The following is a 12,594-nucleotide window of genomic DNA, read 5'->3' as shown; positions in this document are numbered from 1 at the left end:
ATGGTGGCGCCGCGGGCGACTCACAAGCCCCGCCGATCGCCCGTCGGGCGCAGTTTCAGAGCCCGGCGACGAAACGGTCGAAGCGCTCGGCGTGCAGCGCTTCGCTGCCGTTCTCCTCGAGCAGCCGGCGAGCCTCGGCGGCCTTCGGCGTCTCGCCGCCGATCAGGCCGAGCAGGCGCTCGCCGCGCGGCGTGAGGACGAAGTTCTCGCCATTGCCGCCCTGCTCTTCCGGACGCGGCTCGATGAAGCCGCCCTCCAGCAGGATCGCCTCGTAGTCGGCGGCCTTCTGCTTCAACGCATCCATGTCGCCGACCCGCTGCCCGGCCTGGGAGCGTTCCTCGGCCAGGCGTTCGGCATGGGCGCGCGGGGCGAAGTTCTCATGGGCGGACTGCCGGACCTCCAGCAGCAACCGTTCGACCAGATCCCAATCGTGAGTCATGGCATACCTCCTGCGGCATAAGCAACGAGGGTCCTTCGCACCCTCTCTATGCGTGCGACCCGCAACCCGCCGCGAGGGTTCGAATCGGTCGCCGTCCGGCGTTGCGGCTGAACTTTGTCGGCTCGACCGGGCTCCACCGCTCAGGACCACCCCACAGGAGTACGCCATGAAACCGCTTTTCGCCCTCGCCAGCGCCTGCGCCTTGCTGGTCGCCACGCCGGTCTTCGCCTGTTCCGAAGCGGAGGCGGAAAAGATGGGCAAGGAAGTCGCCACCAAGGTCGCCTCGATCACCCAGAAGAACCCGCAACGGGCCAGGGAACTCAACGAGCAGTTGCGCCAGCGCCAGGAAGCCCGCTCGGAACAGAACCGGCCGAGCGATTGCGATGCCTACGCGCAGATGCTCAAGGAACTGGATCAGGAAAAAGGTGACGTACAGCGCAACACTTCGCAGTGATCCGCCGGTTCGGGGTGCGGTGGCCCGGGACGGCGGGGTCCGGCGCCCGTGACGGGCGCGCCACCTACCCCGCCTGAGTCACTGAGACAGGCGCGGGCCGAACAGCACGACGCTGGCACCGACCACGCACAAGGCCACGCCCAGCCAGTCGCTCCATAGCGGCCGCGAGCGCTCGACGAAAGCCAGCCAGAACAGCGACGCGGCGACGTAGATGCCGCCATAGGCGGCATAGGCGCGGCCGGCGTAGCTGGCCTCCACGCGGGTCAGCAGCAAGGCGAACAGGGTCAGGCTGAGCAGGCCGGGCAGCACCCACAGGGCGCTCTTGCCCAGCCGCAGCCAGAGATAGAAAGCGTAGCAGCCGGCGATCTCGCAGAACGCCGCGAGGACGAACCAGAAGTAGTTGATCACCGCCGCCCGCCCTCCCGCTCCCAGGCGCAGCGGACCTGCAGGTCGCTCTCCTGGGGGGTATGGAAGCCACGCTCGGACTCCCAGCGAAAGGTATGGCTGCCGTTCACTTCGGTCTCCAGGTGGACCACCGCGCTGGCCCAGTAGAGGCGCCTGAGCAACGCCTCGAACTGCTCGACCCACAGGCTCCACTCGTATTCGATGGCCTGGTAGCTGGCACCGAAGTGGATGATCTGGGTCTGGTAGAGCCCGGCCCCGGACTGCTCGCAGCGGCTGAACATCTCGCGTCCGAGGAACGGCCAGGCCTCGCCGCCCGGCAGGCTGTCCAGCACGCGGCGGTTGGCGGCACGACGCATGCGCCGCTCCATCGAATCGCCCGGCCAGTCGCGGATGCAGCCATAGACGATGGATTCAGACTCCACAGGGGTACTCCAGAACAGAACGGACTCGCAGAGGCAGCCTTCTAGCACAGGGCGCGAGGGCGGAAAAGCAAAAAGCCTCGCAAATGAGCGAGGCTTCTTGTGGGGTCCAACGTACTTCGGCAGGCAGGCCGGTGACTCAAGCTACTCGATCGCACCGCCTTGGGCAAGCACTATCTGCGCCGCACCGCAATGGTGCAAAGCCGCGCCCCTGCTGGCCTGCAGCCATTTCCACTCAGGCCTGGCGCTGACGCTTGGCCTGCATCTTGCCGGCCATCGCGGTCATCTCGTCATAGATCGCCTGGGGATTCTGCTGCTTGATCCTCCAGGCCATCCGCGCCTGCTCGTGGGGCAGGATCAGGAAACTGCCCTTGGCCACTTCGGCGTGGATGTAGTCGGCGATGTCGGCGGCGCTGATCGGCGAACTCTCCAGCAACTTGCCGACCTGGTGCTTCATCTCGGGGCTCGGGCCGCGGAAAGAGTCCAGCAGGTTGGTCTGGAAGAACGAAGGGCAGACCACATGGACGCCGACCTCGACCAGCGCCAGCTCTACCAGCAGGCTTTCCGAAAGCGCCACCACCCCGGCCTTGGCCACGTTGTAGTTGCTCATCGCCGGGCCCTGCATCAACGCCGCCATCGAGGCGATGTTGACGATCTTGCCCTTGCTTCGCTCCAGCAACGGCAGGAAGGCCTTGCAGCCCTTGACCACGCCCATCAGGTTGATCGCGATCTGCCAGTCCCAGTCCTCCAGGGACAACTCGCCGAAGAAGCCGCCGGAGGCCACCCCGGCGTTGTTGACGATGACGTCGATGCCGCCGAACTTCTCCTCGCAGCTCTGCGCCAGCGCGGTCAGTTGACTGTAGTCGCGTACGTCGCAACGCTGGGTGAAGCCATCGCCACCCGCCTCGCGCACCAGTTTCAGGCTTTCCGCCAGGCCGGCCTCGTTGACGTCGGCCAGCGCCAGGCGCCAGCCGTCACGCGCCCAGCGCAGGGCGATTTCGCGCCCCAGCCCGGAGCCGGCACCGGTGATCATCATGCGGTTTTGCATAGGGGGTCCTGCCTTCCTGTTCGTGTGATGAAGGCCAGTGTAACCAAGGGTTTCAGCGCCCTCCGGCTAAATCAGGAAGCTGAATGCCTCGGGCAAACCCGGACATGCCGGGCCGCGCGAGGGGCTCAGGCGAGCAGCAGGACGCAGAGCTTGCCCAGGACCAGGGCGATGCCGCAGGAAACCAGCAGGTAGGAGGCGCCATCGAGACGCCGGCGGTACAACTGGGCGAAGGAACCCACGTGATGCTGCAGGACGAACATTCCCAGTGCCACCAGGATCGCCGGGATCAGGAAGACGAATTGCCAGAAGTGTTCGACCGCCAGCGTCGCTTCGCCGTCGTCCGCGAGCAGCAGGGCGCCCCCCAGCAACTGGCCCAGCAACAGCAGCCCCCCGACGCCAATACAGACACGTCCCCAGCCGATCATCAGTCCCTCCCAGAGCGTTTCCGAGGGACCAGCATAGCCAGATGCCGCCATGCGATCTGTGCCCTGGGTCAAGCTGGGCGGCCCGCCCGGACATCCACCAGGCAATTTCATGACGCGGGTAACATCCTGCGGAAACGAGCCCCGCCCGCCGGACGGGGCCCGAGCGCCTCAGAACACGTACTGCAGGCGCATCACCAGGCCATCGCCGCTATCGTCGCCGTTGGCATTGCTGATCTTGTCGGTCTTCGCCTTGACGTAGTTGGCGGAAACCTTCACCGCCTCGTTGGCGTACCAGTTGACGCCCAGGGTATGGGTCTTGCCCTTGGCGTCGCCGACCTCGCGGGTGGCGCTGTCGACGACGATGTTGTCATCCTCGACCTTGATCGAGTCGTAGCGGTAGAACAGCTCCCAGGCGCCGATTTCCTTGTTCTCCGGCTTGATGGTGTCGAACTTGGCGCCGTCCAGCTTGTAGAGGCGCGGCTCGCCGGTGAGGGTGTAGGCCAGTTGCGCGTAATAGCCGGAGGCCTTGAGATCCTCGCGGTCGCGCTCGGCCTTGACCGTGCGCCGCAGGTACTCGGCCTGGGCCGAGAAGGCACCCAGCGCCCAGGCGCCTTCCAGGCCCCAGACCGAGTCGTCCTTCCACAGCCCCTCGACTGCCGAACTGCCGCCGAACAGACCGCGGTTGCCATTGCTGCCGGCATCGTTGCCGCCATTGGTGGAGACGCCGCGCATGCCCATGCGCGGGCGGATCCGGGTATCCACCGCGCTGTCCTCCAGGTCGCGATAGGCGTATTGCAGGCCCAGGTGCACCACGTTGCCCGGCTCGTGCAGCGGCGCGAACACGCCGCGCAGGTTGTAGCGCTTGACGCTGTCGCCGTCGGTATCGTTGTTGTTCTCGCTGAACACGCTGCCCGAGAGGAAAGCCATGCCGCCCACCACCGAGCTGGCCTGGATACCGGTACCGACGTTGTCGTTGACCCAGTCGGCGATGTCGTAGGTGAGGTTGCGCTCCAGCGCGGTGACCCATTTGGAGCTGGTGGCCTTTTCCAGGCCGAAGTCGGTGTAGAAGCGGCCGAACTTCAGGTTGACCGGGTTGAAGCCGGTATAGGTGACCGAAGCTTCGTCAAAGTAGCCGGCGCTGTCGTTGCCGACGTTGCGCGACAGGTCGTAGTTGATCTGGTACTTCCAGTCCCGGTAGACGGTGCCGCCGAACTCCAGGTAGGCGCGGCGGAAGTAGGCGGCATCGGCGGTATTGCCGTTGTTCGTGTAGTAGCCGTCGAAGCGGCCGTAGTCGGCCTGCAGGCGGCCGCCGAGCTTGAAGCTGAATTCCTTGTCGGTGGTGGCGACTTCGAGGCCGCCCTTGGTCTTGATCACGATGTCGGCACCGTCGGTGGTCACGGTCCCGGCCAGGCTCTGCGCGGAAATCGCCAGGCCCAGCAAACTCCAGGCAACACTGCTCCCCACCCCTTTGCACGAGTGTCTGCGAATCATCAGGTAAGTCCCCTGTTCGGATTTCGAATGGTCTTGAGCAGCGCGGAAACGGCCGGTTCTGTCGCCGGCCGGCGCTGCTGGAGGGGGATCATCTGGATGGGTTGTGACAGCGAGACTGCAAAGCGCGAAAGCTTTTGTGACAGGCAGCCGGATAGCGCCTGGATGAGGCCGTCGGATAAGGGCGCAGGCCTAGAGGCATCAGGTCCGGGCGACAGATGTAACAGTTTGTTTCATATATTGCGGCAACCTTGCGAAGATTGCATGACTGCAATGAAAACCAAGAGTTTCTGCCGATAACCGTCTGGCTTTCGGATATTCCTGCCAGTACCTGCGGGTAGACCTGTAACGAAAGAAAGACCCGGTTGCAGGCTGCCAACATCGCCACAACCGGGTAAGGAAGCGATTAAAAAGACCTCGCCGGAGCGAGGCCGAAAACAGGAGCAGATCGTTGTCGCTTCTTAGAACACGTACTGCAAACGGGTCACGAAGCCGTCGCCGTCATCGTCGCCATTGTTGTTGGTGATCTTGTCGGTCTTCGCCTTGACGTAGGCCGCGCTGATCTTCACCGCATCGTTGACGTACCAGTTCACGCCCAGGTTGTGGGCCTTGGCCTTGGTGTCGCCGACTTCGCGAGTGGCGGTATCGGCGACCACGTTGTCGTCTTCCACCTTGATGTTGTCGTAGCGGTAGAACACTTCCCAGGCGCCGATTTCCTTGTTTTCCGGCTTGACGGAGTCGAACTTGGCACCTTCCAGCTTGTACTGGCGGGACTCGCCGGTCAGGGTGTAGGCCAGTTGCGCGTAGTAACCCTTGGCCTTGATGTCCTTGTAGGCGTTGTCATCGGCCTTCAGCTTGCGTGCCAGGTATTCGGCCTGGGCCGAGAACGGGCCCATCGCCCAGGCGCCTTCCAGGCCCCAGACGCTATCGTCCTTGTAGGAACCGGCCGGCGAGTTGGAGACACCGCCGAAGGTCGCGCGGTTGCCGTTGTCACCGGCGTCGTTGCCGCCGCTGGTGGCGATGCCGCGCATGCCCAGGCGCGGACGGATGCGCGAGTCGAAGGCGGTGTCGTCGAGGTCGCGGTAGGCATAGTTCACGCCGACATGCAGAACATTGCCGGCTTCGTGCATCGGCGCGAACACGCCGCGGAAGTTGAACTGCTTGACGCTGTCGCCGTCGCTGTCGTCGGCGTCCTTGGCGGATACGCCGGCGGACAGGTAGGCCATGTCGGCGAGGGTCGAGTTGACCTGGGCGCCCATGCCGTCCTGGTGGGTGTTGATCCAGTCGGCCAGTTCGTAGGCGGCGTTACGCTCGGGAGCGGTCACCCACTTGGAGCTGGTGGCCTTTTCCAGGCCGAAGTCGGGGTCGAAGCGACCGAACTTCAGGTTGACCGGGTTGAAGCCGGTGTAGGTGACCGAAGCTTCGTCGAAATAGCCGTTGTCGGAGCTGCCGGTGTTGTGCGACAGGTCGAAGTTGATCTGGTATTTCCAGTCCTTGTATGCGGTTCCGCCGAGTTCGATGAAGGCGCGGCGGAAGTAGGCGGCGTCGGCGGTGTTGCCATTCTTGGTATAGAAACCGTCGAAACGGCTGTAGTCGGCCTGCAGGCGACCGCCCAGCTTGAAGCTGAATTCCTTGTCGGTGGTGGCGACTTCGAGGCCGCCCTTGGTCTTGATCACGATATCGGCGCCGTCGGTGGTCACGGTGCCGGCGAACGCCTGGGCAGATACGGCCAGAGCCAGAGCGCTGGCAACGAAGCCGAGCGAGTGCTTACGGATCATCGAAGATTTCCCCTTAATGGTGTGTGCATTGGCAACACGCGAGTGCCTGGCTACAGCGCGCCCCTTGTTCCGCGCTGGCCGTAAGGCGGCCCCTTTGTGTTGGGGGGAATCTTGGCGATGGCAGATTGCAGCCAAATTGCATGGAGATAAATGTTTCATTACAGAGGAACTTTTTATCTCCAATGCGAATAAAGCGAAAAGCCCTCTACTACGGGCCTTTCGGGTTATTCGATATGGGTAGAAATCTCAGCGCAATTTTCGAGCAATCCAGAAGTCAGCAGAAAGCCACTTGCCGGCGCCGCCGAAGAACAGCGCGAGCAACATCACCAGGTAGGTCGCGGCGAACTCGATGCCGTTGTTGACGATGGCGAAGCTTCCGCTCGACGTCAGCCAGTCGTAGTTGCCGTATTCGCGCAGGATTTCCCGGGCTCGCGCCAGCTTCTCGCCAGCCTCCAGCACCTGGGCGTTGGCGAACGGCGCGGACGGATCGGCGATCGCCTGCCAGCCGTTCGGCCAGTGCACGGCGAAGATCGCTACCAGCATGGTCACCATCAGCGGCAGGCTGATCCAGCGCACGGCCAGGCCGCACAACAGCAACACGGCGCCACCGGCCTCGCTCAGCGCGGCGAGCCAGGCCAGCAGTTCGGGAAACGGCAGGCCGAGTCCCCAGTCGGGATTGCCGAACCACTCGATGGTGGCCGGCATGTCCGCCAGCTTCTGGCTGCCGGCCATCCAGAACACCGGCGCCAGGTACAGGCGCAGCGCCAGCGGGGCGAGGAAATCCGCTCGACGGGTGACGTCGAGGGCATGCTGTAAACGCAGGAAGACAGTCTTCATCATCACTCCAGAGCGCCCTCGCCCATGAGGATGCCCTGGGCGTGCCAGTCCTCCAGCAAGGCGAAGGCATTTTCGAAATACTCCACGTCGGCGCTCAGGCCGCAGCTTCCGGCCAACTCGCGCAACAACGGCAGCAGCGCCACCGGCGCCTCGCCCTCCTCGCTCAGGCGCTGCGCGAGGCGATAGGCGAATGGCGACAGGTGCAGGAAGCGCACCCGCTCCGCCGGATCGCGCCAGACCAGCAGGCAGGTCGGCTCGGCCGGCGGCTCCATCGGCCGATGGCTCGGCCCCAGGCGATGGACCGGCCAGCGATAGGCCAGCGGCCAGGCCAGTGGCGACCACGACCAGGCCTGCGGCAGCGTCTCGACAGGCGCCTCGGCCAGCGACAGGGCCAGCTCGACCCACTCGTAGTGAGCCAGCTCCAGCAGGAAGGGCGGATCGCCCTCCTCCGCACGGTAGCCGTCCTGCAGCCAGCCGATGAACTCCTCGCCCAATTGGCTGAAGTACGGTGTGCGGCAGCGATGCTCGCGCATGAAGGCACGCACCAGGCGATGCCAGCGCGGCTCGTCGAACAACTGGCGCAGGACCGGGAAACCGCTACTGATGAAACCGTCCAGGTTGTTGAAGAACAGTTCCTCGTAGATCGCCATGCGCTCCGTCGCGATGCCGGGCGGCAAGGCCTGCTGCGGATCGCGGATACGTGCGGCGAAACGCCGTTGCAAGGTCGTGTGGTTCATGTGCCGTACCCCAGGCTGCGCAGTTGCGCTTCACCGCTGCGCCGCTGCAGCTCGCGGATGCGATCGGTTTCGGCATACAGCTCGCTCAGTGGCGGGAGGTTGAAATCGCGCTCCAGCAGCGTCGGGCGTTCGCCATGGCAGGCATAGGCATGTGCCAGCAGTTCCCAGACCGGATCGCAGACCGGCGCGCCATGGGTGTCGATCTTCAGGCTGGCGCCCTGTTCGTCGTGCCCGGCCATGTGCAGGTAGGCGATCCTCCGGCTGGGCATCGCGGCGATGTAGGCGTGTGCGTCGAAACCGAAGTTGCAGGCGTTGACGTAGACGTTGTTGACGTCCAGCAGCAATTGGCAATCGGCTTCCTCCAGTACCGCGCGGACGAAATCGACCTCTTCCAGCTCGCCCGGCAAGCGCGCATACGCCGAGACGTTCTCGACGATCAACGGCCGCTCGAGGACGTCCTGTACCACCCGGACCCGTTCGGCGACCCGGCGCACCGATTCGTCGCTGAACGGTAGCGGCATCAGGTCGTAGAGCTGGCCGTCGTCGGCGCAGGCCGACAGGTGCTCGCTGTAGGCACGGATGTCATGCTGCTCGATGAAACCCTTGATCGCGCGCAGCAACGACATGTCCAGCGGGGCGTAGCCGCCGAGGTTGAGAGACAGACCATGGCAGAGGAACGGCAGGCGCTCGGTCAGCTCGCGGAACTGGCGGCCGAGACGGCCGCCGATGCCGATCCAGTTCTCCGGGGCGACCTCGAGGAAGTCGACCCGGACCTCATCGCCGGCGCCGAGCGGCTCCAGCAGCGCGCGACGCAGGCCTAGCCCGGCGCCGCTGACGAATTCCCGTTGCATGGTCCGTCTCCTCAGGCCTTACGACTTCTTCTTGTCGGCGCCGCAGTTGCCTTCGCCGGCCTTCTTCTCGCCACCGCAGGAACCTTCCTTGGCCTTGCGATCCGCACCGCAGCTGCCTTCATGACCTGCCTTGGAGGCTTCGCGCTTGCCCTTGTCGGCACCGCACTTGGCCTCGCCGCAGGAACCTTCCTTGGCTTTCTCGGCGGCAGCCACGCTGTAGCCGCTGCTCAGCTCCTGCACGGCGAAGGGATTCTGCGCGGCATGCGCGCCGACACTGGCTACGCCGAGCAGAGCAGCGCCGACGACGGAAGAAGCGAGGGAAATCTTTTTCATGGGTAACTCCTGAAGTTGGTAGCGGGCGCCGGTATGGCGTCCTCGCTCCAATGGACGGAGCACCCCTGGCGGCGTTACAGCGGAGTCAAAAAAAATTTCCCGTCCCTTTGCCTGAACTCAGGGATTGCCCCTGCTGGAGAAATATCGGTCGGCGATATTCGCCAGGTCCCAGGCGTTCTCCTCAACTTCGGATGCTCGCCCAGCGAAACGGATTGCCGCCCCTCCGTAGGGTGCATATCGCGCAGCGATATCCGCCAAGCCCAGCCACACTCCTCGACCTCGTCACGCGGAAGGGAGAGCCACCCATGCCAGGCCGGGTTCGGTTCGCCCACGCCGGATAGCGGAAACGAAAAAGCCGCCGCCCACGAATCGCGGGCGGCGGCTTGGTGTCGAGGGTACCCCGGCTCAGCGCCGCGCGGCGTCCTTGCGCAATTCGGAGAGATGCGCGGCCAGACGGTCGAGTTCCGGCCCCGGCCCTTCCGGCAGATGGCGCACGGTCGCCTGGGTCAGGCGCATCTGGCGGATGAAGCGCCGGCAATGCCGGCACATGAGCAGGTGGCTGCGCACCGCCAGTTGTCCGCGGAAGTCCAGTTGCCCATCGAGAAAGTCGCTGGACCGGGCGACCAGTTCCTTGCAACTCAGCATTGGCCGGTCTCCTCGAAATGCTCCAGGGTGGCGAAGACCTTCAGGCGGGCGCGATGCAGCAGCACCCGGACATTGGAAAGCGTGATATCCAGGAGATCACGGATTTCCTCCAGCTCCAAGCCCTGGCGTTCGCGCAGGGTCAGCACGCTGCGCTGCAGCTCGGACAGACCGTTGAGGGTCTTGTCCAGGCAATCGCGCAGTTCGCCCTCGGCGAGCAGGGCTTCCGGCGAATCCTCGTGCCAGGCGTGCGGCGGCTGGCTCCAGTGACCGTCGGCGGCAAAGCGCTGGTCATCCACCGTACCATGGGGCCCCGGCAGGTCGTCGAGGAAAACTTCCCGGCGAACCTGGCGCAAGCGGCTCTTGGCGGTATTGGCGGTAATGGTCAGCAGCCAGGTCTTCAGGCTCGAACGCCCCTGGAACCCGTCCAGCCCGCGAACCGCCGCGAGCCAGGCGTCCTGCACCACTTCCTCGGTATGCGATCTGCCGATGATCGCCCAGGCCACGGCCCGCATGGCGCCCTGGTAGGCGCCAACCAGCTCGCGGAAGGCTCGCTGCTCGCCGGCCAGCAGGCGCGGCAGCAGCTCGGCGTCGGTAGGCGCCGCCACGATCAGTGTTTACGCAGGATCACGCTACCGATCGAGTAACCGGCGCCGAACGAGCTGAGCACCCCGATGGCGCCGCTGGGCAGGTCGTCCTGGTGCTTGTGCAGGGCGATCACCGAGCCGGCGGAACTGGTATTCGCGTAGCTGTCGAGGATCACCGGCGCCTCGTGCGCCTCGGCGTCGCGGCCGAGCAGCTTGCGGGTGATCAGCAGGTTCATGTTCAGGTTGGCCTGGTGCAGCCAGAAGCGCTTGACCTCGGCGACCTGGATTTCATTGGCCGCCAGGTGCTCGCCGATCAGCTCGGCGACCATCGGGCAGACATCCTTGAACACCTTGCGGCCTTCCTGGACGAACAGCTTGTCGCGCTTGCCGATACCGCTCTCGTCGGCGCGGTTGAGGAAGCCGAAGTTGTTGCGGATGTTGTTGGAGAACTGGGTCAGCAGCCTGGTGCTGACGATGTCGAACTGGTGCTTCGACACGGCCAGGTCGGCGCGCTCGACGATCACCGCGGTGCAGGCGTCGCCGAAGATGAAGTGGCTGTCGCGGTCGCGGAAGTTCAGGTGGCCGGTGCAGATCTCCGGGTTGACCATCAGGATCGCCCGCGCCTGGCCGGTCTGGATCGCGGTGGTGGCGGCCTGGATACCGAAGGTGGCCGAGGAGCAGGCCACGTTCATGTCGTAGCCGTAGCCCTGGATGCCCAGCGCGGCCTGCACCTCCACCGCGATCGCCGGGTAGGCGCGCTGCAGGTTGGAGCAGGCGACGATCACCCCGTCGATGTCGGCGGCGCTGCGGCCGGCACGCTGCAGCGCCTCCCTGGCGGCGGCCACGGCCATCTCGCAGAGGATCGACCACTCGTCGTTGCTGCGCTCGGGAAGGTACGGAACCATGCGCTGCGGGTCGAGGATGCCTTCCTTGTTCATCACGAAGCGGCTCTTGATGCCGGACGCCTTCTCGATGAACGCCGAGCTGGACTCGGCCAGCGCCTCCAGTTCGCCCTTGGCGATGGCCTCGGCGTGCTGGTCGTTGTACTGGCGCACGAAGGTATTGAAGCTCTCCACCAGCTCATCGTTGGAGATGCTGTAGGGCGGAGTATAAAGACCGGTTCCGCTGATGACGGCTTTATGCACAGTTGTTCCTCTTCTCTCGCTGGGCCGCCGTCGAACGGGGCCGATTAGGCATAGCGGTGCCCGCCTGGGGCCGGCACCGGAAACGGGTTCGCTCGCGGCGATGCCGGGCGCTCTACGAAAAGACGTTGGCGACGCGCTTTCGTACAGGGCCCGGGCAAGGTCGGCCATTGCGCAGTGTGCCACCGCCTCGCTTCGGCAAGCGCGCGCACCGCTCAGTGGTATCGAAGGCGCCAAGGATATTCCAGAGTGCGCGCCGGGCACAGCCGATAGGCGCACGATCGGTTTATTTTCCCCGTTTTCGCCACCGATATCCGTATCGAACTGTAAAGACGACGCAACCAGGCCGGCTTCCGGTCACAGCAGGCTGGCACCTTCCCACCCCAACCATCGATTGAATTTGCCAACCCGCCCCATAGGCAATGCTCAACAGCCCACCTCGGCAAGGCCGCCTATCATTCGGCAAACCCGGTATTCACAAGGAAGCAGCCCCATGACCGATAGCCCTCGTCCAGAACTGGATATGGAAACCCAGGAGTTCGTCCACCAGCTGTTCGACCTGGCCCGCCAGGGCAACAGCCAGCGCCTCGAGCAACTGCTGCAACAGGGCCTGCCGCCGAACCTGCGCAACCACAAGGGCGACAGCCTGCTGATGCTGGCCAGCTACCATGGCCACGCCGACACGGTACGCCTGCTGCTGGCCTACAAGGCCGACCCGGACCTGCGCAACCTGGCCGGGCAGACACCGCTGGCCGGCGCTGCGTTCAAGGGCGACCTGGCGATGGTCGAACTGCTCCTCGCCGGCGGCGCCGACGTCGAGGGCGCCTCGGCCGACGGCAAGACCGCACTGATGATGGCGGCCATGTTCAACCAGGCCGAGGTCGCCGCCAGCCTGCTGGCCCACGGCGCCCGTCGTGACGCCCAGGACGCCGCCGGGCTGACGCCGCTGGCGGCAGCGCGGATGATGAATGCCGAGGCCACGGTCGCGCTGCTCAGCCGGCCCCACTGA

Annotated in this window: 16 protein-coding genes; 2 read left to right on the top strand and 14 right to left on the bottom strand. The window is 65.0% G+C overall.

Annotated elements, in window-relative coordinates:
- Positions 1-55: 55 nt before the first annotated feature.
- Complete coding sequence (locus AT700_RS08440) at positions 56-439, bottom strand: hypothetical protein (protein WP_003091614.1); 384 nt, start codon at positions 437-439, stop codon at positions 56-58.
- 166 nt (positions 440-605) lie between these two features.
- Here AT700_RS08440 and AT700_RS08435 point away from each other — a divergent pair, with 166 nt between their 5' ends.
- Positions 606-893, top strand: coding sequence for a hypothetical protein (locus tag AT700_RS08435; protein ID WP_003091615.1), 288 nt, complete (start codon positions 606-608; stop codon positions 891-893).
- 78 nt (positions 894-971) lie between these two features.
- On the opposite strand, the gene AT700_RS08430 is transcribed toward AT700_RS08435, so the two are convergent.
- From AT700_RS08430 to AT700_RS08370, 13 genes are all read right to left on the bottom strand, one after another.
- On the bottom strand, positions 972-1,301 hold the full coding sequence (locus tag AT700_RS08430) for a YnfA family protein (RefSeq protein WP_003111657.1): 330 nt from the start codon (positions 1,299-1,301) through the stop codon (positions 972-974).
- A complete protein-coding gene (locus AT700_RS08425) occupies positions 1,298-1,720 on the bottom strand; it encodes a hypothetical protein (protein ID WP_003091617.1) in 423 nt (140 codons plus the stop codon). Before AT700_RS08425 ends, AT700_RS08430 begins: the two co-directional genes overlap by 4 nt.
- 232 nt (positions 1,721-1,952) lie before the next feature.
- Positions 1,953-2,765 (bottom strand): SDR family oxidoreductase, encoded by an 813-nt coding sequence (locus tag AT700_RS08420; RefSeq protein ID WP_003091619.1) that lies wholly within the window; start codon positions 2,763-2,765, stop codon positions 1,953-1,955.
- A 125-nt stretch (positions 2,766-2,890) separates the two neighbouring features.
- Positions 2,891-3,190 carry a hypothetical protein gene (locus tag AT700_RS08415; RefSeq protein WP_042929179.1) on the bottom strand — a complete coding sequence of 100 codons (300 nt, stop codon included), beginning with the start codon at positions 3,188-3,190 and terminating at the stop codon, positions 2,891-2,893.
- 168 nt (positions 3,191-3,358) lie between these two features.
- Positions 3,359-4,681: an outer membrane porin OprP gene (oprP, locus tag AT700_RS08410; RefSeq protein ID WP_003122437.1), complete on the bottom strand. Its 1,323-nt coding sequence runs from the start codon at positions 4,679-4,681 to the stop codon at positions 3,359-3,361.
- 458 nt (positions 4,682-5,139) lie between these two features.
- Positions 5,140-6,456 (bottom strand): outer membrane porin OprO, encoded by a 1,317-nt coding sequence (gene oprO, locus AT700_RS08405; RefSeq protein ID WP_003104423.1) that lies wholly within the window; start codon positions 6,454-6,456, stop codon positions 5,140-5,142.
- A gap of 246 nt (positions 6,457-6,702) precedes the next feature.
- The gene (locus AT700_RS08400; RefSeq protein WP_003117603.1) at positions 6,703-7,293 is read right to left on the bottom strand and encodes a DoxX family protein; all 591 of its coding nucleotides are present in this window, start codon (positions 7,291-7,293) and stop codon (positions 6,703-6,705) included.
- A 2-nt stretch (positions 7,294-7,295) separates the two neighbouring features.
- Positions 7,296-8,030, bottom strand: a complete 735-nt coding sequence (locus AT700_RS08395; protein WP_003114075.1) for a DNA-binding domain-containing protein — start codon at positions 8,028-8,030, stop codon at positions 7,296-7,298.
- Complete coding sequence (locus AT700_RS08390; protein WP_003104429.1) at positions 8,027-8,881, bottom strand: DUF692 domain-containing protein; 855 nt, start codon at positions 8,879-8,881, stop codon at positions 8,027-8,029. The genes AT700_RS08395 and AT700_RS08390 overlap by 4 nt, the downstream gene beginning before the upstream one ends.
- 18 nt (positions 8,882-8,899) lie before the next feature.
- Positions 8,900-9,214, bottom strand: coding sequence for a hypothetical protein (locus AT700_RS08385; protein ID WP_003091625.1), 315 nt, complete (start codon positions 9,212-9,214; stop codon positions 8,900-8,902).
- 405 nt (positions 9,215-9,619) lie between these two features.
- Positions 9,620-9,859, bottom strand: coding sequence for an anti-sigma factor family protein (locus tag AT700_RS08380; RefSeq protein WP_003104432.1), 240 nt, complete (start codon positions 9,857-9,859; stop codon positions 9,620-9,622).
- Entirely contained in the window at positions 9,853-10,464 is a 612-nt protein-coding gene (locus AT700_RS08375) for an RNA polymerase sigma factor (protein ID WP_003104434.1), read from the bottom strand. Before AT700_RS08375 ends, AT700_RS08380 begins: the two co-directional genes overlap by 7 nt.
- 2 nt (positions 10,465-10,466) lie before the next feature.
- The gene (locus AT700_RS08370; protein ID WP_003104436.1) at positions 10,467-11,588 is read right to left on the bottom strand and encodes a beta-ketoacyl-ACP synthase III; all 1,122 of its coding nucleotides are present in this window, start codon (positions 11,586-11,588) and stop codon (positions 10,467-10,469) included.
- 490 nt (positions 11,589-12,078) lie between these two features.
- On the opposite strand from AT700_RS08370, the gene AT700_RS08365 reads away from it, so the two are divergent.
- On the top strand, positions 12,079-12,594 hold the full coding sequence (locus tag AT700_RS08365) for an ankyrin repeat domain-containing protein (protein WP_003091630.1): 516 nt from the start codon (positions 12,079-12,081) through the stop codon (positions 12,592-12,594).

It is taken from the genome of Pseudomonas aeruginosa, from assembly GCF_001457615.1.
Lineage (GTDB): Bacteria > Pseudomonadota > Gammaproteobacteria > Pseudomonadales > Pseudomonadaceae > Pseudomonas > Pseudomonas aeruginosa.
The sequence above is the reverse complement of the archived record's forward strand: the minus strand, read 5'-3'. Positions and strand labels throughout refer to the sequence as shown.